15 protein-coding genes are annotated in these 22,724 nt (G+C 40.9%); 11 read left to right on the top strand and 4 right to left on the bottom strand.

Annotated features, from left to right (window positions below; translation table 11 throughout):
* Window positions 1-97 precede the first annotated feature (97 nt).
* The 4 genes from V7K85_RS35535 to V7K85_RS35520 all read right to left on the bottom strand — a co-directional run bounded on the left by V7K85_RS35535 (window position 98) and on the right by V7K85_RS35520 (window position 9,031).
* Entirely contained in the window at window positions 98-1,825 is a 1,728-nt protein-coding gene (locus V7K85_RS35535; protein ID WP_334821295.1) for an SDR family NAD(P)-dependent oxidoreductase, read from the bottom strand.
* A gap of 280 nt (window positions 1,826-2,105) precedes the next feature.
* Window positions 2,106-7,586 (bottom strand): beta-ketoacyl synthase N-terminal-like domain-containing protein, encoded by a 5,481-nt coding sequence (locus V7K85_RS35530; RefSeq protein ID WP_334821293.1) that lies wholly within the window; start codon window positions 7,584-7,586, stop codon window positions 2,106-2,108.
* Between the two features lie 203 nt (window positions 7,587-7,789).
* Window positions 7,790-8,068, bottom strand: coding sequence for a hypothetical protein (locus V7K85_RS35525; RefSeq protein WP_334821291.1), 279 nt, complete (start codon window positions 8,066-8,068; stop codon window positions 7,790-7,792).
* A 699-nt stretch (window positions 8,069-8,767) separates the two neighbouring features.
* Complete coding sequence (locus tag V7K85_RS35520; RefSeq protein WP_334821289.1) at window positions 8,768-9,031, bottom strand: hypothetical protein; 264 nt, start codon at window positions 9,029-9,031, stop codon at window positions 8,768-8,770.
* A 551-nt stretch (window positions 9,032-9,582) separates the two neighbouring features.
* Between V7K85_RS35520 and V7K85_RS35515 the strand changes: the two genes are divergently transcribed.
* From V7K85_RS35515 to V7K85_RS35465, 11 genes are all read left to right on the top strand, one after another.
* Complete coding sequence (locus tag V7K85_RS35515) at window positions 9,583-10,791, top strand: efflux RND transporter periplasmic adaptor subunit (RefSeq protein WP_334821287.1); 1,209 nt, start codon at window positions 9,583-9,585, stop codon at window positions 10,789-10,791.
* Between the two features lie 53 nt (window positions 10,792-10,844).
* Window positions 10,845-12,023, top strand: coding sequence for an ABC transporter permease DevC (devC, locus tag V7K85_RS35510; protein WP_334821285.1), 1,179 nt, complete (start codon window positions 10,845-10,847; stop codon window positions 12,021-12,023).
* A gap of 202 nt (window positions 12,024-12,225) precedes the next feature.
* Window positions 12,226-13,230, top strand: a complete 1,005-nt coding sequence (locus tag V7K85_RS35505) for an NAD-dependent epimerase/dehydratase family protein (RefSeq protein ID WP_334821283.1) — start codon at window positions 12,226-12,228, stop codon at window positions 13,228-13,230.
* A gap of 275 nt (window positions 13,231-13,505) precedes the next feature.
* On the top strand, window positions 13,506-14,489 hold the full coding sequence (locus tag V7K85_RS35500; protein ID WP_334821281.1) for a glycosyltransferase family 2 protein: 984 nt from the start codon (window positions 13,506-13,508) through the stop codon (window positions 14,487-14,489).
* A gap of 78 nt (window positions 14,490-14,567) precedes the next feature.
* Window positions 14,568-15,035 carry a DUF2141 domain-containing protein gene (locus tag V7K85_RS35495; protein ID WP_334821279.1) on the top strand — a complete coding sequence of 156 codons (468 nt, stop codon included), beginning with the start codon at window positions 14,568-14,570 and terminating at the stop codon, window positions 15,033-15,035.
* Between the two features lie 102 nt (window positions 15,036-15,137).
* Complete coding sequence (locus V7K85_RS35490; RefSeq protein ID WP_334821277.1) at window positions 15,138-16,397, top strand: glycosyltransferase; 1,260 nt, start codon at window positions 15,138-15,140, stop codon at window positions 16,395-16,397.
* A 509-nt stretch (window positions 16,398-16,906) separates the two neighbouring features.
* Window positions 16,907-18,184, top strand: a complete 1,278-nt coding sequence (locus V7K85_RS35485; protein WP_334821275.1) for a glycosyltransferase — start codon at window positions 16,907-16,909, stop codon at window positions 18,182-18,184.
* 560 nt (window positions 18,185-18,744) lie between these two features.
* The gene (locus V7K85_RS35480) at window positions 18,745-18,879 is read left to right on the top strand and encodes a hypothetical protein (RefSeq protein WP_334821273.1); all 135 of its coding nucleotides are present in this window, start codon (window positions 18,745-18,747) and stop codon (window positions 18,877-18,879) included.
* A gap of 130 nt (window positions 18,880-19,009) precedes the next feature.
* A complete protein-coding gene (locus tag V7K85_RS35475) occupies window positions 19,010-19,918 on the top strand; it encodes an effector-associated domain EAD1-containing protein (RefSeq protein ID WP_334821271.1) in 909 nt (302 codons plus the stop codon).
* A 143-nt stretch (window positions 19,919-20,061) separates the two neighbouring features.
* Window positions 20,062-21,720, top strand: a complete 1,659-nt coding sequence (locus tag V7K85_RS35470; RefSeq protein WP_334821269.1) for a CHASE2 domain-containing protein — start codon at window positions 20,062-20,064, stop codon at window positions 21,718-21,720.
* A 29-nt stretch (window positions 21,721-21,749) separates the two neighbouring features.
* Window positions 21,750-22,718 carry a DUF928 domain-containing protein gene (locus V7K85_RS35465; RefSeq protein WP_334821267.1) on the top strand — a complete coding sequence of 323 codons (969 nt, stop codon included), beginning with the start codon at window positions 21,750-21,752 and terminating at the stop codon, window positions 22,716-22,718.
* The last annotated feature ends 6 nt before the right edge of the window (window positions 22,719-22,724 follow it).

Here is a 22,724-nt window from a genome sequence, read left to right as displayed (position 1 = left end):
GATTACGCGCGAGGCAAAAGAGGAGGACACTTGCACAGGAAGGGTTTCCCGACTTTAGCAAAGTGTCCGTGGCGCAGAGAAAAGAAGTTGAAGATTACTAGCTTTTGAGTGATTTCATCGACCAAATAATTGCGTGGGCACCGAGCATACGCGAATATATTTGTCCTTGACGGTCATGTATGATAAAGTCAGCGATCGCACTAGTTGCTGTTTTCACTTTCACTTCACAAGAAACGTAAAAAGGTTTGTTATGTGGTGTAGCTACAAACTGTTCATATTTTTCCACTCTACCAGGTAAACAAGCTTCTTGATAAAAGTGCTGTGTCCAAATCCATAACCCGTGCATACTCAAGTCAATCGTATAAGGATTGATCCATTGCACTGGAAATTGTCCTTGTTGCTTGTCGCTGATTTCTTGCCAAAAACATTCTGTGGTGATTTTTTCAGGGCTAATATTTAAGACTTTTTGGACTTCCTGAAAAGCAGGGCCATGAAATAATGTACTTCCTCCATTTTGGTAAAGGGCTTTTCCTGTAGTGGTGATGATGTTATCCTGTTCAAGATTAATTGATTCATAAGGGTGGCAAATGGGGATTTCTTGCCGGAGATTGAGTTGAGCGCTAAAATGATAATGAATTTTTCCTTCTGCGTTTTTACTCCAGATTTTCGCTTTAAGTTCGATGCTTTCAAAGCTAACCTTGGAAATTTCTTCTATTTCTAAAATATGTTCTTTTGCTAAAGATTTATTAATAGTAATTCCCTTCAAAACTTTAAAGTTTTTGTGATAGAACAATCTGTAACCTGGATAAAGTTGTTCACAGGCATTGATCATCCATGACATTGCACAAGTTGCTGGTAAAACGGGAGAACCAGCGATAGTATGATCCAGCAAGAAGGGATTAGCTGCTAGTGTGATTTGGCGACGAATATGATGGGTTCGCAGTTGAGAATCTAGTTCTGTAGCAAGTGGAGCAAGTGTGCTACCAATCACAACTTGTGCAGTTGCATCAGTAGCGCTATTTATTTCTTGAACCAGCATTTGTGCCCCAGCTGCAATCGGAATTATTTCAATTTTGCGCTCTTGAAAAACTTTTTTTAATTCCGGTGTCACCATACCACTATCCCAAGCTCCCCAATTAATCGCAACTACATGGCATGAGGGATAGTTTTGCTTGATTAGATGGGCTGATTTATTGAGAATTTCATTAGCGATCGCATAATCAGACTGTCCAATATTTCCATGAAAACCTGTTACAGAAGAAAACAAAACTAAATGCTGAAGTTGACTAGGGTTAATGCAAGTAAGTAGATTTTCTAATCCTTGCACTTTAGCGGTGTAAACTTTTTCAAAATCCTGTTCTGTTTTCTTTTCAATTAATTTATCGGCTAAATTCCCAGCCCCGTGGATGATGCCTGTAATTGGGCCCATACGTTGTACAGAAGTGGCAAGTTTTTCCTGTAAAGCCTGCGTATCTGTGACATCAACGCTGATATATTCTGCTTTAGCTCCTGTTTTTTGAATTGCTGCTAAAGTCTTTTTAATTTCGCGGCTGGAGGTAATTTTGTTATATATCTTTTGCACACTCATGGGTGTGGGCTTTTCTCCTTGGGAAAGAAGATTTTCCATGATGCGTTTTTTCAATGCCGATTCATCACAATCTTGAGCAAAATCTGGCTCGGTTTCTAAAAGTTCAGAGCGACCGAGAAGGATAAATTTGCAGGGTTGCTGCTGTGCTAATTTTATAGTACACTCAGCCGTAATCCCTTTTGCACCGCCGCTCACGACAAAGACAGATGATGGACTAAGCTGGGCTGTTTGTGTCATAAATCCTCGTAAATACCTGCATAAATTGGGTTTTTTTGATATACGAACCGCCAAGAGCGCCTTCGCACAGCGTCTCGTCAGAGAAGGACGCAAAGGAAGAGAAATAAGTAGTCTTCTTGTAGTAAAAAACATACTAATAGCAGCCCTAAAAGATTTGTGAAATTCTCTGTTTATTTCTTTTCTTCTCTACGAGACGCTGCGCGAATGCGCTCTTTGCGTCCTTGGCGGTTCGTTAAAACAGTAATTTTCACAATTCAAATAGGACTGCTACATCAGCCTTTTAATCGGCGATGAGGGTGACTCGTCCTTGTGAGCCGTAACCAACTTCACTAATATAAAGATTGGGGTCGTGAAGTTCGGCAATGATGTTTTGTACTGACTGTTTAGCATCCAGTCTGGGGCTTAGGTCGATCGCACGAGCGAAAACCTTTGGCCATTCCCATCTCAGAGTTTTGGTTAATCCGAATAAACCAGCACCGATCGCCCCAAAGTTAACTTTGTACTCTAAGCCGAAAGCTCCATCAAGGTGAGCAACTGTGCAGAAACAACTACGTCCATGACGCGCAGCTTCATTTAGGGAAGGTTTGAGGTGTTTCGCCATCAAAAATACGTGCTTGACGATCGCCTTTTCTTGTTCGTGATAGGGAATTGTCCCGGTGTGATTTCCTACAAATATCGGATGGAGATGGATGAAGGCCCCAATCGCTCCGCAGTGAGATGCGATCGCTTGCAATTGTTGTTGAAGATGTTCTTCACTCAAGTTTGCTAAGGTGACGCGGGTTACTCCTGTGGGTAAGGGCGCTTGTTGGGCGATGAGCGATTGGGGGAAGCTGACAACTACTACCTTCCAGCCTTTCTCGATTAGGGATTCAGTTAATTTATAAGTGGTGAGGGAACCATCATTGGTGATTAAAGCGATGTGTCCCTCTGGTAACGTGAAATCCAAATAATCGGGCTGTGGTAGGCTTTTGAGTTTGACGGGATGGCGCTGGATATTATGCTCTAATTCTGGTGGCTGTTGTTGGACAAACTCAGGCTCAGATTTTTTTTTTTCGCCTCCAGCCAACTGCTGTAGGTAATCGACTATTTGACCGATGGTGCGGAGTTCTCCGAGTTCTTCGATATTGGGTTTGGGTAAGTTGGGGTACATTTCTTGCATCGCCCCTAAGATTTCTACCCGTTTGATGGAGTCAATCCCTAAGTCGGCTTCCATGTCCATTTCCAATTCCAGCATCTCGACTGGATAGCCGGTCTTATCACTGGTGATGGCTAACAGGGTTTCACCTAAGTTTGCAAATTCATCAGTTGTAGCAGGTTCTGTGTTGAATGCGACAACTAGGCTTGGTTCAGGTGAAGTGACTACCTCAACTACTGGTGCAGTCTCTACTAGAATCTCAGTTACTTGTTGTACTTCGTGAACTGCAATTTCTACAGTAATACTTTTGGAAGCCTGGGATTGCAGATACTCTACAACTTGACCGATGGTGCGGAGTTCTGCCAGTTCTTCAACGTTTGGCTTGGGTAGGTTGGGGTACATTTCCTGTAGCGCCCCCAGGATTTCCACCCGTTTGATGGAGTCAATCCCTAAGTCCGCCTCCATGTCCATGTCCATTTCCAGCATCTCGACTGGGTAGCCGGTCTTGTCGCTGGTGATCGCTAACAGGTTTTTATCCAAGTCAACAATATCGATGGTTGCGCCAGATACAGGTGCAGCAGTTGTGGATGCTGGTTCTGGGGTGAATGCGATAACTTCGTTGACTGGGGGTGAGCTAATTTTGACTACAACCTCGGTTTGAGGTTCTACTACTGGGACAGGTGGCTCGGCTACAGGCTCTACTGTCTCGATAGGGAGTGGAGAGAAGAGATTAGGGAGCAAAGAAGAGGAATTTTCATCCTTCTTAGAAGTGGGGGATACAGGAGTTTCAACTACAGGTACCACCTGGGGAGCGGGCGGGAGAGGTGCTTGGGTCACAGTTGAGCCATTTTTCGCTACTGGCTCAGTTACAGGCAATGGCTGGCTTTCTACTATCTTGGTAGTAGGGGGTACTGGTGCATCAGTAACAGTTGTTTCTGTGGTGAACGGAGTGAAATTATGGCGTACCCCGTTACTTAGTTTCTCTGTTAGTAGGGTTGTTCCCTCACCAGAGATGATTTGAGAATACTCTTGCTGTATGAGTTGGAAAAAGTTTTTGGTATATTCCAGCTGCTCTTGGAGATATTGCTCATGGATGCGTAGGGTTTCACCTTGTTGGGAGTGAAACTGCATCATGCTACGCTCTAAGCTTTCCATGACAACTAGCTTCATTTTGGCAGTTTCGGCTGTTGATTTACTTTCACTCAACAAGGAATTCTGCTGCTGCATCAGTTGGAAAAACGCTTTGGCATATTCCATTTGATGGTTGAGATAAGTTCCGTGAACTTGTAAATTCTCGGCTTGATTTTCCTGAAACTGTGTCAGGAGGTATTCTAAACTTTCTAAAAGCTGTTGGTAATTAGTAAGTTTTTCTGGTGTTGGTTGCATCTTAGATTCCTGGGCTGGTTGACTTGAAAGGGTCACAGGATTCATTTGTTGCTCTGTTTGGGTGATGATATTAGAAGTCACACTGTTGGCGATCGCAGGTATTTTTTTATGTCCGTTAGTCTCTATCACTGCTAGAGGTGGAGTTACACCTGGGCTGGTGAATAAGGGAGCCGCATCAGAATGTTCGGGGGTGGGTAATGTAACTTTGTACCCATCCTGCAAAGCTAGAGCGAAGGCGTTTTTCGTTTTTTCGGATCTGTAGTTGATCCCGTTCAAACGGACATTTAATGTCTTCTTCGTCTCAATTGAGGGTAGAGTTTGAGGAAGTTGATAAGGATCGAGGTTATTCAAAGCCAGACCAATTACCCGCAACTGCACAACTGCTTCTCGCAAAGAGCGATCGCTATTCTTTTGAGTGCTGGGGTTTAAAGATACAGTCAGGTGTGGGCGATCGCCAAGGATATCTTTTACCAAGTTGGTGAGAATTCTCCGCGGCCCAAATTCCACAAAGCAAGTACCACCGGCTGCATAGATATTTTCAATTTCCTGTTTAAACAGCACTGAGTTGGAAAGGTGCGTTTCCAGGATTTTTTGAATACCTTGGGGTTCCTTGGGATACTGCTTACTGGTAACGTTGCTGTAAACAGGGATTTTGGGACTTTGGAACTTGACAGACTTAGTAGCGATCGCAAAGGATTTTTGAGCAAAGGCAATTAACGGTGTATGGAAAGCTGCTGAAACAGGTAACAATACAGCCGTATATCCTTTCTCGTGTAAAGCCTCTCTGACTTTGGCGATTTCTGCGGTAGGCCCAGCCAAGACAAATTGAGTTGGAGAATTTTGATTAGCGATCGCAACTAAGGGAAAATGTTTCAGCACTGCTTCGACTTTGCTGATGTCTTCTTTGACAGCCAACATACTACCCGCATCATGATCAGGGTCTTCTGGAGCCGCCATTGCTTGACCCCTAGCTTTCACTAAGAACAAGTAATCTTCTGTACTCAAAACTCCCGCAGCCCAAAGCGCTGTCAATTCCCCGAAGCTATGTCCCGCCACAAAATCTGACTTGAACCCAGCTTGTTGCAGTATGCTGTACATCCCTGCACTTAATACCCCAATAGCTGGTTGAGCGTATTCTGTGCGTTGTAAGGCAGCAATTTGGGCATTTTTTTCTGCTTCCTCAAACACCGGATGAGGAAAAACGATTTCTGAAAGCGGCTGTAAATTATCTTTGAGTAACAGGCTATCCATATAGCCATGAAGACGCCGCATCAAAGGAAAATTCATTACCAGTTCCCGGCCCATCTCCAAGTATTGCGAACCTTGACCAGAAAATAGAGCGACAACTTTTCCACCCAACTCCATACCAGAGGCGCGGTAATAAATTCCTTGAGGATGCTCCCAAGATGCTGCTGACCCTTTGTGTTTCAGCCAGTCAATGCTAGTTTGCAGCAACTTGCAAGCTTCTTCGAGATTCTCAGCTACAAACCCAAATCTGGCAGCAGAGAGGGGAATCTGTGGCGATTTGCATTCCTTGACTAATTGCGCATAATATGATCTGGCTTCAGGCGATACTCCTGCGGAGTCACTTCGTGAACGCAACTTACCTAAAATCTCTTCAGATTTGCTCAACAATTGGTCTACTGTCGGAGCATACAACAGCACTTCACTAGCACCACTATGTAAGCGGTAAGCGTGGTTCTGGTCGGCTTCATATTCTTCCAAAACGACGTGATAATTGGTGCCGCCAAAGCCAAAAGAACTCACACCCGCACGTCTTGGCGCTTCCCCTTCAGCCCGAATCCAAGGTCTGGTTTCGGTATTCAAATAAAAGGCGGAATTTTTAATGTTGAGTTTGGGGTTTGGCTCGGTAATGTTAATTGTGGGCGGTAATACTTTGTGATGTAATGCCAAAGCAGTTTTAATTAAACTCGCCGCACCCGCAGCCGCTTTTGTGTGTCCAATCTGCGATTTTACACTACCCAAAGCGATGTGCTGTTTTTTGTGATCGTGTTCCCCAAAGAAGTCTTTTAAAGATCCGAATTCTGTCGGATCTCCAGCCATTGTGCCGGTGCCATGTGCTTCCATTAAACCAACAGTGGCGGGAGAAAAGCCAGCATCTTCATAAGCACGTTCTAAGGCTTTGATTTGACCTTCTTTGCGGGGAGCATAAATGCTCTTGTAGCGCCCATCGCTGGAGGTACCAATGCCTTTAATTACGGCATAGATTTTATCGTTGTCGCGTTCGGCATCTTCCAGGCGTCTGAGGACAATCATGCCGATACCTTCACCCAGCATCATCCCATCAGATTTAGCATCGAAAGGTTTGACATTTTCACTGGGAGAAACAGCCGGTGTTTTGCTGAACGATATGAAAGCCATGATCGTGTTATCAGTATCAACACCACCAGTTAGCATCATATCAGAACGATGCTCAACTAGCTCACTAATTGCCATCTTTAAAGCACCAAAGGAACTAGCGCAAGCGGCATCAACTACGCAGTTCATCCCGCCAAAATTTAGACGGTTGGCAATTCTACCCGCGACTACATTAGCTAACATTCCAGGGAAAGCGTTTTCATCCCACTTCACATAGGCGCTTTTGATTTTTTCAACGATTTTTTGCGTATCCTCATCGGATAAACCACTACTTTTAAGTGCTTTTTCCCAAATCGGATATTCCAACCTCGCAGAAAGTGGCATTCCTAATTGCTTGGCCATAGCCACGCCTAAGATTACCCCAACAGTCTCGCGGCTAAACTCACGTTTTTCGCCATAACCTGCATCTTCCATCGCCTCTTTCGCAACTACTAAACTCAACAGTTGCGATACATCTGTTACTTCCAAAATGCTGGGCGGTATGCCGAATTCTATCGGGTTAAAATCAACCTCTGGAAGAAACCCACCTCTTTTGCAATAGGTTTTATCTTCAGAGGTTCTGGGATTCGGATCGTAATAATCTTCGACGCTCCAGTGAGTAGAAGGAACATCGGTAATGCAGTCAATTTTATTTACTATATTTTGCCAGTATTCCCGCAAGTTTCTGGCTTTTGGCAATAGAGATGCCATCCCAACAATGGCTATAGGATTGTGTTGTAATTGTCTATTAATTTTGTTGATTGACACTGATTTTTCTGACTTCATTTTTTTTTCCTCTATAGACCTCTTCACAGCCTTTTCGCAATTATTGATCAGGCTCTCTAACTCCGCTAAGGCAGTATCAATTGAATAAGCAGACATAGGGCATAGTGAGTACTGTGGATTGTGTAGCTACAGTAATTTCTGTTGCCTACTAAATAATGCAAATCTCTCGTTTTCTAAGCAGCTAGCTATCCTATCTGCGCTAAATGCTTGTCTCCAAATCGACACCACACAACACATACTGCCCTGAGAAAACCTTAAGTTTAGAGGCGATTTTGGCACACAGCGATCGCACAAGAATGTTATACAACGCTAGACTCTTGATATTGTGGCAATCGCTCGATGACGTTGTTAAAACTGGTAAAATAGTCTTGGAGTGTAATAACTGCTTGACCAGTGAATTCAATCCATTTGTAATGGTAGAGATTTTCAGCAATGGTATCCCACTGGAACAATGAAAACTGAGGAGTATCTAAGGGAACAGAAACGCTTTTTTCGCCCGAAACCGTTTGATTATTTAGCTTAATTGCAGCAACGCAGCTGGAGTTTATCACAACGTTCTGTATCTTGATAAATGTCATAGCCAGTTTCAATGTCCAGGATAATTAGTTTATGGGATTTGACCCAGCAAAGTTGACAAGTTCGTTACAGAAAAGACACCACCTTTAATCCGAGTTTATGCAAGTTAAAAAAGTAATTAAACGATCATAAGCTGATGACAAAGCAGTTATTTAATTGATATTTTCAGTTTTAAAATATCAATTAAATAACTAGTTTCTATAACCACTTTAAAGCATTGAATTAATAAAAACACTAGCATACTTTACAGAAACTAAATTATTTCTTTAAAGTGATTTTATAAATAAACCTCCATTATTACTGATGTGAATTTGGAATGAAATTTAGTATAAAAGTATAATTCATAACTAGATAACTGGGTGAAATATTTTTTTATCTACGAGTTAGCCAGAAATTTGCACTGGATTAAGTTAACAATGCAAATCTGTTATCTAGTAAGTAGCAATTCAGCTAATACATAGATAAATTGAATAACCATAAGTATGTTTTCTCAGAGAAACATGATAATTGAGCCAAAGTTCTTGGTTATTTTTCAATATAAGTCAAGTTAAGAAGCAAAGCGGTTATTTATAAAGCAAATGTTAATTTTTATTATGTTGCTTGATAAACATAATCATGATTGCATCAGTTAAAAGGGCGATTAGAAAGCCAGGGCAATGGAATTCGCACGCCAGTTGCTCATGGGGGAAACCCCCAGACGCTCACAGGTTCGCTACCGCTGCGCTATCGCCCTTGGCGTCTCCCCTTCTCCCAAAGGGAGAGGCTAACGCCTGCCGTAGGATGCCCAAAGGGCTGTAGGGAGAAGACCGTACTGGCTTGGCTACACAAACTCTCGTCCGCCTCCGCGGACTAGGAAAATTGGGTGTTTGAAACCCACCTGCGTGAGTAAAGCCTCGTGTAGACGCGGTTTCTAACCGCCTTTTAATTACTATCAACAAAGCTGATAAGAATGTCTTATATGACACAACCTTGGTAACAATAGTCTGTTAGTAATATCAAATCTGCTTAACAATTAAGCATCTGTTGGTATTCAATTAGCAGATTAAGGATTAGTGATGAGTAAATTTCTTCAGTCTCTAATCTTACTGTAATGAAATATTATAGTGAGAGAATCAGGACTTATGAAAAGTCAATTAGTTGACAAAATTCCATTTCTACGCCATACTTAATGACAAGTTTATCCAATTTTTTAGTTGATTTTTTTTAGCGCTTCGTTGTGATTGAGAGTTAAGTTTTCTGGTTAGCAGTATTGTATTTTACGCTACTGGATTAGATGTCAAATTAGGATATAACTTAGGAAGCTTTGAAGTAACACGCCATTAATTTTCACGCCACAATAGTGACTTTGGGCGGCAAAAGCGTACAACAATTCATATAAAACCAATTTAGACTCATCCACTTTATTAAGGTAGAAACTCTAGAGGAAAAGCCCTCTTGGTAATTTGCGGATGAGTCCATTCTACTCGACTAAATATAACCAGGTTATCCCCTAAAAAAGCAGAATTGGAATGAAAATATGGCAGTAAATAAAGAAAGCCGATTCTTCACAAAACCCGTAGGCCGATCGCAAGCAATTTTAGCAGCTTCTTTGACTTTAGCGGCCGGATTAATAGCTCTTTATAGTTTGACCCCGTTTTTGTCAAGGGCTAAAGTTCAGACACCGCAAGCGTTTCCTCCAAAAGCTGCCACTCCTGTGAAACTTGCTGTGACTGCTTTGGGACGTTTGCAGCCAGAAGGCGAAGTTACTTCTTTGACTGCTCCGGCTTCCAATAACGGGGTGCGGGTAGAAAGACTGTTGGTGAAAGAAGGAGACACGGTTAAAGCAGGGCAATTATTGGCATATCTAGAAAATTATGGTCGTTCTAGAACCGCATTGCAACAAGCTTTAGACCAACTGCAAGTTGCCAAAGCTAAACTAGCGCAGGTGAAATCTGGAGCTAAAACCGGAGATGTCGATGCTCAAAAGGCAGCGATCGCCCGTTTAGACCCACAATATAAAGGAGACGTTGCCACACAACAGGCGACAATCGCCCGCATCCAGGCTGAGGTAGACAATGCTCAAGCCGAGAACGATCGCTATCAGCAATTATACAAACAGGGTGCGATCGCAGCTTCTATAGCAGATACTAAGGCTTTGCAACTAAAGACTACACAACAGCAGTTAACAGAAGCCCAAGCCACTCTCAAGCGGACTCAAGACACATTCCAAGAACAGAAAAAGCAATCACAGGCGCAACTCACCAGTATTAGTGAAGTGCGTAGCGTAGATGTTCAAGTCGCACAAACCGAAGTCAACAGTGCAACAACTTCTGTTCAACAAGCAAAAGCTGACTTGGATTTAAGTTACATCAAATCTCCCATAGCTGGCAAAATATTAAAAATTCACGCCAAAACCGGAGAAGTCATCAGCACCAACAGAGGATTTGCTGAGATAGGTAAGACATCTCAAATGTATGTGATTGCAGAGGTGTATCAAACCGATGTTCGCAAAGTGCGTGTAGGGCAAAAAGCCACAATTACCAGCACTGCATTTACTGGAACATTAAAGGGAACTGTGAAAGAGATTGGTTGGCAAGTTGACAAGCAAGGCATCTTCAGCCTTAACCCTGGTTCAGATACAGACCGCAGAATAGTTGAGGTGAAAATCTCTATCGATAATCCCGCAGATAGCCAGCGGGTAGCTCGTTTAACTAACTTACAAGTGGATGTCGCAATTCATATTTAGTCATTAGTCATTCACAAATGACGAATGACAAATAATAATTAACAAATAAATCCATGATTTTCAAAATTCCTTTAGGATGGCTACAGCTAGCCCAGCAAAAAGTTCGTTTACTAGTAGCTGTAGCCGGGATTGGTTTTATTGTGCTGCTAATGTTTGTGCAACTTGGTTTTCAAGATGCTCTCTATTCAAGTGCAACTGCAATGCATCAGAATCTCAAGGGAGATTTATTTTTAGTTAGTTCGCAATATAAATCTTTGACTTCAAATCAAAGCTTTTCGCGGACTCGTTTGTACCAATCTCTGGGGTTTGAGGGCGTAGAGTCAGTTAGCCCCATGTATTTGCAATTTGCCAAACTGAAAAATCCGGCAACTAGTGAGAAATATTCAATATATGTTATTGGTTTCGATCCAGGTAACCCTGTGATGAACCTACCAGAAGTTGAGAAAAATTTAGATAAACTCAAAATTCCTGATGTCGTGCTTTTTGACCGGGGTTCTCGCCCAGAGTTTGGCCCAATAGCTGAAAAATTTAATGCCGGAGATACTGCACAGACAATTGAAATATTTCCCTTCAATTCATTAATTGGCTATAGAGTCAGAATTGGTGGCTTATTCAGCTTAGGGCCTTCCTTTGGGGTAGACGGAAATTTAATTGTCAGTGACTCAACTTTCCTGAGGATAAATCCCAATAGTCGTCCGGCAGATATGATAGATATCGGTTTGATTTCCCTCAAACCTAATAGTAATGTAGAAACAGTACTGAAAAATTTGCAAGCCAGTTTGCCTAATGATGTCCAAGTTTTTACACGCCAAGGCTTTATTGATTTTGAAAAAAAATATTGGGCAATCAGAACACCAATTGGTTTTATACTTAACTTGATGTTGACAATGGCTGCGGTTGTTGGTGTGGTTATTGTTTATCAAATTCTTTACAGCAATATTGCTACGCAGTTCGTTGCTTACGCCACTTTAAAAGCCATAGGTTATGCCAATGGATATTTATTAAATGTGGTATTTCAGCAAGCTTTAATTCTGGCAATTTTAGGTTATATTCCTGGATTTATTACTTCTGTGTTGTTATATAGTTTTGCAGCAGAAGCAACTAAATTACCAATACTTATGACCACTAATAATGCATTGATAGTCTTAATTTCAACAGTATTAATGTGTATAACATCAGGAGCGCTTGCTATTAACAAACTCCGATCCGCAGATCCGGGAGATATTTTCTAGCTGATTCCTAGCAGCAAAATAATCAAATTATTTTGCTTTAATATAGATTCCTAACTAAGCATTGGTGCAGCCTCTCCACAAAAAAATTGCTCCTTCTAGCAATTTGAGATTAAAAGTCTTTACCAAAATTATAATTTGGTATAACTTTGAAGTCTTTTATCTAACAACTCCAATTCACCTATTTAACAATAATCCCGACTTTATGAACCTCAAAAACAAAACCCTCCTAATTACCGGGATTGATGAACTTGTCGGTTTGCGTGCAGCCGAGTTAGCCATAGCGCAAGGAATGAAGGTTCGTGGACTGCAAAGTTCTACAGAACAGAACAAACAATTACAGAATTTAGGTGTTGAGGTAATTATTGGTAGTATCACCGATCCTACCACTGCCCAAAAGGCTTGTCAGGGAGTAGACATCGTTTTACATACATATCAAATTGCCGAAGAAGCTGGCGCAATTAACCATTTTCGTGATGTCAATGTTGGCGGTACTGTCAACATAGCTAAAGCCGCTAAACAGGCTGGTATCAAAGCATTTGTGCATCTTTCCAGTGTGATGGTTTACGGTTTCAACTATCCTAATGGTGTTACAGAATCCGGGCCGCTCTCTGGCGAAAATAATTCATATTGTCAAACGAAAATAGAAGCCGAAATAGCACTCTTAGAACTAAATAATCCGCCAGATTTTGGCATTATCGTTATTCGGTCCGGAGATGTTTACGGCCCAGGAAGTATTCCTTGGATAGTCAGACCAATTCTGATGATGCGTCAAAAATTATTTGCCTGTGCCAACGATAGTAAAGGAGTAATCAATCATGTATATATAGATAACCTGATTGATGGCATCTTTCTAGCGATAGAAAAAGAAACCTATGGTGAAATATTTAATATCACCGACGGACAAGAAACTTCCTGGAAAGAGTATTTTATGCGTTTAGCAGCAATGGAAGGTTTATCAGCACCCCTTTCATTATCGAAAGATGAAATCAAGTTGTTTGTAAAGCTACGTGTTCAAGGACAAAAACTTTTTCGCCAAAAAGTTGATATTTTACCTGAGTCTATAGATTTTATGACTCGTCCCTATGCTTGTTCGATTGTCAAAGCACAAAGCCTATTAAATTATAAACCAACAATTGACCTAGAATCCGGAATGCAGCAAACACATAAATGGCTGCAAAAAACAGATATTCAAAAGCTGATGAAATAGTCCACAGATTTTCAGAATCATTGTTGGATTGTAAGGAGTTGGGAGTTAGGGATTAGGGGTTAGTAATTAGGAGTACAGACGCGATTAATCGCGTCTGTACAGGAATTAGGAGTTAGAAGTTTGGAGTTTAGAGTTTGGTACAAGATATTAAGTATCAAAGTATTCTTAATTCTGATTTCTGGATTCTGATTTATGAATTCTTACGTTGCATCTGCCTAAAATTAGCTGCAATTAAGCATAAAATAATCCACCTATTTTCCGAATACTTGTTTTTTATGATTGGGAATCAGCCACGATTGAGCATCGGATTACCTGTATACAATGGTGAGAAATTTCTCAAAGAAGCCATAGATTCACTCTTGGCTCAGACCTTTGAAGATTTTGAGATAATTATTTCAGATAATGCATCTACAGATAAAACTGAAGAAATTTGTAGAGCATACGCCGAGCAAGACCAACGTATCTGTTACTACCGTAATGACTATAATATTGGTTGCGCCCGTAACTTCGATCGCGTCTTTAAATTGTCTTCGGGTGAGTACTTTAAGTGGGCAGCTTATGATGATCTACATGCTCCAGATTTTATCAAAAAGTGTGTTGATGTGCTTGACCAAGACCCTACCATCATCTTGTGTCACTCCCAGACATATTTCATTGATGAACAGGGGAATTTTCTCCAAAACTACGATATCAAACTCAAGGCAGATGCACTAAAACCACAGCAGCGTTTTAACGAATTGCTGACCAAGCATTTATGTTATCAATGTTACGGGGTAATTCGCGCCAGTGCTTTGAGAAAGATACCGCCTATGGGTGGTTACGGGAATGCAGATGGAATTCTCTTGTTAAGACTTGGTATTCTCGGTAGGTTTTATGAAATCCCTGAATACCTGTTTTTTGCCAGAAGCCATCCTCAACAATCAATGAGTATGTATTTCCCTAATTATTTGTTGTTTACTAACAACAGTAAAAAACCCTCATTGAGTATGCTGCCTGATTTTTATGCATATGCAGTATGGTTTGATTCAGCAAAGAAGGGAAAAATTTTATTGCCACATTGGAGAATATTCTGGGAGTATATACTCTCCATATGCCGTAGTCCCCTGAGTTTGTATGAGCGGCTATGTTGTCATATAAGTCTATATCAGCATTTAAAAGGGACACAATATCTTTTGCTGAAAGATTTGCTAAAAGTGCTACAAGTACTTTGGAAAGGTTGGTATAAAGCATCAATTAAAAAAACACAAGTCACGCTTTGAATAAATCGGTTTAAAAATAAAAGCTCGCGAACGCAGCTTTTTATGAGGCACACAATCACCTATTTTCACTCCAAAACTATGCTGAAACTATCTCAAATTTGTCATGTTTTGCTTGCTACTTTAGTGAGCATCAGCTTTGCTAAAACAGTGAATGCAGAGCCAACTGAAACACTAACTGTTGTGGTAAATGGAATACATCACCAAAAAGGTGAGATTTGCTTGAGAGTTTACCCAAGTGAACGAGGATTTCCGATGAGTAATTCTAGTGGAGATCAAAGTGGCTGCGTTAAGATTACTGGAAGTTCTGTAAAAAAAGAATTTTCCGGTTTGAAGCCTGGAACTTATGCTGTCGCCGTAGTTGATGATCAGAATGGCGATCGCAAACTCAACAAAGACTTTTTCGGTATTCCCAAAGAAGGTTTTGGGATTTCTAAAAATCCAACAGTGTCTATACAAACAGGTGCGCCAAAGTTTCGTGACGCCAGTTTTGTTGTAAACAAAAATACAACAGTCAACATCATCATGAAATATTCGCTTGATTCCTAAAGGGCCTGGGGACTGGGTACTGTTTCTCTAAAAGATACTTCTGATTTCCAATCCCTAATCCCCAGTCCCCAATCCCTAATCCTACCGGAGATTAAAAATTTAATGGAAGATTTGGCGATATTTCTGTCTAAGTCTTTGATGAGTTGGCTAGTTATTCAGGTATGTTTGACGCTTGTCTTTATATGGTATCTGCGCTCATCCAAAAAAAACTTATTACCAGATGATCAGTTACCCAAGACAGCAGTAATTCTTTGCCTACGTGGGGCCGATCCGTTTTTGCCTAGATGTTTGCGATCGCTCTTAAATCAGAACTATCCACAGTATGATTTAAAGTTAATCGTTGATAGTCACGAAGATCCCGCTTGGAAAATTGCCAGTGAAACGATCACAGAGCAAGAAGCGACTAACGTTCAAATTAGCCCTTTGAGAATAGTACGCAACAATTGTAGTCTCAAATGTAGTTCTTTAGTGCAAGCTATCCATGAGTTGGACGATTCTTACAAGGTGGTTGCCTTAGTAGATGCTGATACTATAGTCCATGTGAATTGGCTGCGAGAATTAGTTAGTCCTTTAGGTGATGCCAAAGTGGGGGCGACAACAGGTAATCGTTGGTACGTACCTACAGGTAAGTATTGGGGATCTTTAGTGCGATATACAGGCAATGTATCCACAGTAGTGCAAATGTTTCTCTTCCAAATTCCTTGGGGTGGGACTTTGGCTGTGAAAACAGAAGTGCTTCGCCAAACAGAACTGCTAGATAAGTGGGGACAAGCTTTAGGCGAAGATTTTATGATGCACGACATCCTCAAAAAACATGGGTTGCAAGTAAAGTTTGTGCCTTCGCTGCTGATAGTAAATCGTGAAGAGACTGATTTATTCAACTTAATAGATTATCTTAAGCGCCTCATCCTTTATTCTCGACTGTATCACCCACGTTGGTTAGCTATAGTTAGTGAAGCTGTTTCTAGCATTTTGTTTCCGACTATAGTCATCCTGTTAATTATAGAGTCGTTGTTAGAGACAAAATGGGAAGCTGCGGCTCTCTTGTTAGGCTGCTATGGAGTTTATACTGTCGGATTACTTTTGATAATGCTGGTGTTGGAATTAGAGATACAGCGAGTGGTTCGCTCTAATGACCAGGCGATCGCAAAATTATCAGCTGCTATAATCATCAAAATGTTAATTGGGATTCCCCTGACACAGTGGGTTTATGGGTTAGCGATGCTATCGTCACTGTGGATTTCAACAGTCACTTGGCGTGGTGTCAGCTATCGGGTTCAAGGGCCCTGGAATGTCCGGCTAGTCGAATATCGCCCTTATCAATGGTTGGATCAGCCTATTGATAGCAAGGTTTCTCTTTGAACTAAGTAGCTAGATATAGCAATGCTATTTGAGTCATGAAAATTATTTGAACCGCCAAGCCGCCAAGAGCGCCAAGAGGAGAAACAGAAAAGTTCATAAATCATTTAGGACTGCTATATAAACTAGGGCATGAAAGTTATTACACTAAACATTCCCTAGTCTTCAAATTATATAATCTTATATCTAGTCGAATTAAATTAGCTATAACCCTTGTCAAAATACACGCTTCCGCTTGTTAATCTCCAAATTTTATTTACATTTATGGCAAGGGTTTAGGGAAATATATTAAGGGGAATTTTGACTGAGTATTTTGAATATTTTGATAGTTTCTAACAAAGTAGAAACATCCTCTTCAGAATCGACAATTTAGACAATTTGTAAATGTGTAAATCCTTAGCCTAGCTGTATTAGTGGTAATTTCTGAACCAAAGAATCAGGATGTTCATGAAGCATTTGCTACGTAAATCCTAAATTCAAAACCAGCATTTTAGTGTAATATTCCCCTTTTTATGACTAAGCAACCACTTCGCATTGCACTGTTTACAGCATTGTACCCTCCTTTCTTGACTGGAGTTTCCGTTGCAGTCCACCAACGGGTTAAATGGTTACTGCAACAAGGGCATGAGGTCTTTCTTATCCACCCAGAAATTAATAGCCAGTACCCCAGAAAGGTTGGAAATCGTCCAATGTCAGGATTGGATGAACTACAGCGCTTCCCCAACTTTTCTGCTTATGCATTCCCCACCAAACCGCTAATCTTTTACAAATCTCTTCCTCAACCATTAAACTCTCGCTATTGGAGTGATACTAAGTTACTTGAGAACTTCCAGCCCGATATTATACTGGTTGAAGAAGCGGCGCAAATGAGAGGATTATACTCACTTTTCTTACAAGGTTATGGTCGCCCCATAGGAGTTGAGTACGCTAAACAAACTCATACCCCAATCATCTCAATTTTCCATACTGATATCGTTGCCTATATTCGATATTACTTAGGAAATCTGTTCTTCAGCTTGCTACGTCCGATTGTTCCCCTTTTAGTCAAGCAGTTCAGTGATGCTTATGATCTCAACTTATTTCCGTCTCAAGAACTGCTTGCTAAGTACAACCGACTGAAATGCCAACGCAGTGAATACGTGCCATATCAAGGGATTGATTGCGAAAAATTTCACCCTCAAAATATAGATTACAATCCCATTGTTAACGACTATCGACCAACTATCCTTTTTGTCGGACGCATTACCCCAGAAAAAAATGTCACCCAACTTATAGATGCATTTCCAATCATTGCTGCCAAAATTCCTGATGTCCATTTAATCATCGTCGGTAGTGGCCCCTTGGATGAGGAGATCCGTCGGCGCACCCAAAAGTTTGAGTCCGGTATTACTGTCTGGGGTGAGTCCCACGGAACAGAACTTCTAGGTTTATATGCACGAGCAGATGTATTTGTCAACCCCTCTGTCACCGAAAACTTCTGTACGACTAATATGGAAGCTTTAGCATCTGGAACCCCTGTTGTAGCAGCCAACGCTGGAGGAAATCCCGAACAGGTTTTTCATGCGATCAACGGTTTTTTAGCCGAACCCAATAATCCAACGGATTTGGCCCACAAGGTGATTGCGATTTTGGAAAATTCCAGCTTTAAAGCAGATTTGACTCGGCAAGCTCGCCCTTCCATACTTGACTTTGATTGGTCGGCATGTATGCAAAAATTAGAAGACAAACTCTACCAAATCGTTGAAGGATCGCAGAAGGTGAAGGTAGGTACAGGCAATATAAGACCATAACGATAACAAACTTATCCTATAGCGATCGCTAGTATTTATAGTACTAGCGATCGCTAATTGTTTCGTGCCAAGAAACTCTTCGGGTGTTGAAAAGCAGCATGAATTAGCTTGCCGTCTGTATCGTTATGAGAATTTTCTTTAAGAAAATCTAAATCCAACAGCTATATTTGGCTAAAAGCAGTAACCAGCAGTAAAGCGATGCCTGCGGTTATTGCTAGCCTACGCAACACTCAAAAAGTGGCTACAAGTCGATTGACAATGGATTTACGATATTTAAGCATATTTGCTCACTGTATACATGCAATCGAGTCTTGATTTACAACTAATATTTTTTTACAGAAAAATACGAAACTCTTAATTTTTAATACTTTGATTTTTTATTGAAGAAATAAAATTGATGTATAGCTCCAACTCGAAATCTTCTATTGAAGAGGCATTCACAAGAGAAGCTTATTTTTATTTTTGCAGAGGATAAAAAAGCTATCAAATATCTAGCTGATCTGGTAAGATATTCTGGAATAGGCTTCTGTGCATTTGTAGGTTTGTACAGATTGTAAATAATGCTATTCATCATACCATCTTCTGTAGCAGCTATGCATATTAGTATTGCAGACGGACTGAAGAAACAGTTCTATGCAGCCTGCGTTTTCCGATTGCGATCACCTACGGTGGGCGGTACGCCATCGCAGTGTTGAATAATGGCTTACGTTCTTTGCGTCCTTTTCTTCCTAAGTGGCAGCCACTTTTGCAAACATGGTCAGATCAGCGTCCCTCCGCACTGAATTCTAAAAAGGATAAGCGCAATTAGTCTGAGGAACCAAAAGTATGGAAAATAAAACTCCAGTGAAAAAAATACTGATTCTAGCAGCCAATCCTAAAAATACCCCGCCTCTGCGTCTAGATGAAGAGCTACGAGACATTGAGGAAGGATTGCGGCGTGCCCAAAAGCGTGACCAATTTAGTCTAGAGCAAAAGTTAGCAGTCCGTCCAAGGGATATCCAACGGGCGTTGTTAGATATCAAACCGCAAATTATTCATTTTTCAGGACATGGTGCAGCAGAAGAGGGATTAGTCTTTGAGGATGAGATTGGCCAATCCAAGTTAGTAAGTGGAGCCGCCCTAGCTGGCTTGTTTAAACTATTTGCCAATCAGATTGAGTGTGTAGTGTTGAATGGTTGCTATTCTGAGGAGCAGGCAAAGGCGATCGCTCAAGATATTAACTATGTCATTGGTATGAGAAAGGCGATCGGCGACAGAGCTGCTATTGAATTTGCAGTGGGTTTCTATGATGCTTTAGGAGCAGGAGAATCGATAGAGTTTTCTTACAATCTAGGTTGCGCTGCTATCCAATTGGCAGGAATTGAAGAACACTTGACGCCAGTGTTGCTCAAAAAGCTACAAATAGCTGACACCGTAGTTCAAAATATTTCCTTTGTAGAATCGCCTCCAAAGGCAGGCTTGAGTATAACTGGCGATGAACGCGAAGAATTACATAAAGCTATTATTAATGCTTATCCTGACCATGCTGAGTTGCAAAGGGTGATCGACTATAAATTAAATGAAAATCTAGATGTAATTGCTGGAACGGGAAGACATGGGGATGTCGTCTATCAACTGATTAAATGGGCAAACGCAGAAGGAAAATTAGAAACCCTAATTGTAACACTATGTAAGGAAAAACCTAGTAATCAACAGTTAAAAGCAATTAAACAGAAACTGATGCCAAACCTATAACTCATTGGCATAATCCTGATGCAGCTTTTTTAGATATTCCTTAATCCATAGAGTGTTTGAGAACATGAAAAATGTCTAAATCTCAATAATTCTGATGGATTAGAAAATTTAAAAAGTAAGCCAACTTATAAAAGTTTAGTTATATGAGTGAGCAAATACCAAATTCAAAAGATGAGCCACTTGCTGATGAACGCGAATTAAAAGATAAGCGCTCTGGCGATGAACGCGAAGAATTGTACAAAGCTATTATTAGTGCTTATCCTGACCACGCTGCGTTGGAAAGGGTGATCGACTATAAATTAAATGAAAATCTAGATGTAATTGCTGGAACAGGAACACATGGGGATGTCGTCTATCGACTGATTAAATGGGCAAACGCAGAAGGAAAATTAGAAACCCTGATTGTAGCACTATATAATGACAAATCTAGTAATCAACAGTTAAAAGCAATTAAACAGAAACTACTTCCAAATGCCTCAAAACCTGGAAACCTTACGTTTGATAATGTACCAATTACATTCAGTGATCGCCTGCGTAAGTTACTCCCGGTAAGTAAGAGGATAACTACTGTAAGCGTAGGGGTAACTGCCTTAGTTGCAGTTATGCGCTTATTCGGAATCCTTCAGGGAGCTGAGCTTTGGTTTTTCGATCAGATGATGCAACTTCAACCAATTGAGGAGCAAGATCAGCGTTTGTTGGTTGTTGAAGTCACTAAAAAAGATATTGATAACCAGAAAGGATTTCGACAAGGCTCACTGACGGATGAGACTCTATTGAATCTTCTCAATAAACTACTTCAAAACCAGCCACGCGCTATTGGTCTAGACATTCACCGTGATTTTCCAACTCAAACACCGAAATTATTTAATCTTTTAAAAAGTAACTCACCTATATTTGCTGTTTGTAACGTTGGAGATTTGACTCAAAATAATGATGGTGTAAAACCGCCACCCGAAATCCCTAGGGAGCGGTTAGGATTCAGTGATTCCCTATCAGATAGCGAGGGGCTTGTTCGTCGCCAAATTCTAAGTATGCAAACTCTTGAAAACTCTCCCTGTTGGTCTTCTGATAAGAAACCAGTAAACACTGCCTTAAGTCTTGAGTTAGCTCGACATTACTTAAATAAACCGTATGAGGAACCATTTAAGGATGAAAAGATACATTTACCACTAGGTAACACTGCTTTTGAGCAACTTTATGGCCCCTATCGAGGCGGATATTCAATATGGACTGATTTATATGGTTATCAGCTGCTACTTAACTACCGTCGCTCATGTTCTGAAAAAAATAAAAATAATTGCTCTCCTGAATTTATTGCAAAAAAAGTTAGCGTTGAGGATGTTTTGAAGACAGACTTGCTTGAAAAATATTCTTTAAAAGACAGAATAGTTTTAATTGGAGTGACTGATGTTTCTTATGAAGCTCCTTGGTTTACTCCCTTTTCGTCAGCAGGCAACCAACCAATCTCAGGAGTAGTCATGCAAGCACAGATGGTAAGTCAGATTTTGAGTGCAGTTTTAGATAAGCGCCCTTTACTAAAAGTTTGGTCTATTTGGTATGAGATGCTTTGGATTATGTTTTGGTCGTTAGTTGGAGGAACTATAGCTTGTTTGTACCCTTCAAATTTGTGCCCTTCTAAGCGATATTTAATTATATATGGAGGGATTGCCTTCATAGGTTTGTGCAGTTGCTGCTTTTTCTTCTTCATCAGCTCAATTAAGTGGTGGGTGCCATTTGTACCACCAACTTTAGCTTTGCTAGGTACTGAAGGAATTGTAGTGTTTATCAAGTTAAAAATTTAGAAATACTCTTAAGATCCTAAGTTTTAGTTATGTTTATAACTCGATTATCTATAGCCCAGTTGCTTAGAGCAATTGTCAGTTTAATTCTTACGATCATCCTCGTTTTCGGCTATCCCTCACAAGCTCAAGCGCAAAGTCAACAAAATCAAACCCTTTTTCAAGTTGCGTTAGAACGGATACAGTCTTTGTTTGTACCACGAACAAAACTGGGGGCACCAGTTGGTCGCACGCGAGGAGCAGCAGGTAGAGGGCGGTGTTCTGCGATCGCAACTTTGCCTAGCAATCAATTTGACATCAGTGAATTCACACTTACTGCTCTCATACCCCCGATAAAGAAGTCTCTAAATCGAGTGGAACAGCTACCAAAACCGGCTTTATCTCAGGTTGTCTGGGGTAAGACTCTCGAAGCAAATCCAAGCTTCTGGTTCTACATCCCTTTTGTTTATAAAGAATCAGAACTTGAGTATGCAAAATTTGTAATGCTCGATGAGGACAGGCATATTGTGGTCGAACCAATATTTTTCCGACTACCTAATAAAGATGTTATGGGGAAACCTAGTATTGCCAAATTGACTCTACCAGCAAATCTGAAACCTTTAGAAATCAATAAGCAATACAACTGGTTTTTCTCTATTATTTGTGATGAAAGAAAACCTTCCCGAAATCCTAGTGTCACAGGCTGGATTCAAAGAGAAGCTTTGCCTGTCCTAGCACCACAAAATTATCTGTATTACGCCAGGTCTGGAATTTGGTATGATGCGGTGACGCGTCTTGTTGAGAGCCGCAGGACTGCTCTACAGGCTCAAGTCGAAGTTGTGTCTCCTAGCACAGAGAAGTCGATCGCAACTCCACAGCCTCAAATTCAAGAGGATTGGGTCAGCCTTGTACGGTCTGTTTCCTGGTCTATTAAGCTTAATGAGAAGCTAATCGATGAGATTGCAAATGCTCCCATCGTTGAACTAACCCCTGTTCCAGAAACAGAGGTACCGTATCAATAAGTTTGG

It is taken from the genome of Nostoc sp. (assembly GCF_036917615.1).
Classification (GTDB): domain Bacteria; phylum Cyanobacteriota; class Cyanobacteriia; order Cyanobacteriales; family Nostocaceae; genus Nostoc.
Note: the sequence above shows the minus strand (reverse complement) of the source record. Positions and strands in the feature narration are given on the sequence as shown.

Bases quoted from the DNA above. Each gene is read 5' to 3' on its own strand.
- devC (WP_334821285.1), top strand. From the start codon at position 10,845: ATGATTTTCAAAATTCCTTTAGGATGGCTACAGCTAGCCCAGCAAAAA.
- V7K85_RS35475 (WP_334821271.1), top strand. From the start codon at position 19,010: ATGGAAAATAAAACTCCAGTGAAAAAAATACTGATTCTAGCAGCCAAT.
- V7K85_RS35525 (WP_334821291.1), bottom strand. From the start codon at position 8,068: ATGACATTTATCAAGATACAGAACGTTGTGATAAACTCCAGCTGCGTT.
- V7K85_RS35485 (WP_334821275.1), top strand. From the start codon at position 16,907: ATGACTAAGCAACCACTTCGCATTGCACTGTTTACAGCATTGTACCCT.
- V7K85_RS35535 (WP_334821295.1), bottom strand. From the start codon at position 1,825: ATGACACAAACAGCCCAGCTTAGTCCATCATCTGTCTTTGTCGTGAGC.
- V7K85_RS35500 (WP_334821281.1), top strand. From the start codon at position 13,506: ATGATTGGGAATCAGCCACGATTGAGCATCGGATTACCTGTATACAAT.
- V7K85_RS35495 (WP_334821279.1), top strand. From the start codon at position 14,568: ATGCTGAAACTATCTCAAATTTGTCATGTTTTGCTTGCTACTTTAGTG.
- V7K85_RS35490 (WP_334821277.1), top strand. From the start codon at position 15,138: ATGGAAGATTTGGCGATATTTCTGTCTAAGTCTTTGATGAGTTGGCTA.
- V7K85_RS35470 (WP_334821269.1), top strand. From the start codon at position 20,062: ATGAGTGAGCAAATACCAAATTCAAAAGATGAGCCACTTGCTGATGAA.
- V7K85_RS35505 (WP_334821283.1), top strand. From the start codon at position 12,226: ATGAACCTCAAAAACAAAACCCTCCTAATTACCGGGATTGATGAACTT.
- V7K85_RS35480 (WP_334821273.1), top strand. From the start codon at position 18,745: ATGCTATTCATCATACCATCTTCTGTAGCAGCTATGCATATTAGTATT.
- V7K85_RS35465 (WP_334821267.1), top strand. From the start codon at position 21,750: ATGTTTATAACTCGATTATCTATAGCCCAGTTGCTTAGAGCAATTGTC.
- V7K85_RS35530 (WP_334821293.1), bottom strand. From the start codon at position 7,586: ATGTCTGCTTATTCAATTGATACTGCCTTAGCGGAGTTAGAGAGCCTG.
- V7K85_RS35515 (WP_334821287.1), top strand. From the start codon at position 9,583: ATGGCAGTAAATAAAGAAAGCCGATTCTTCACAAAACCCGTAGGCCGA.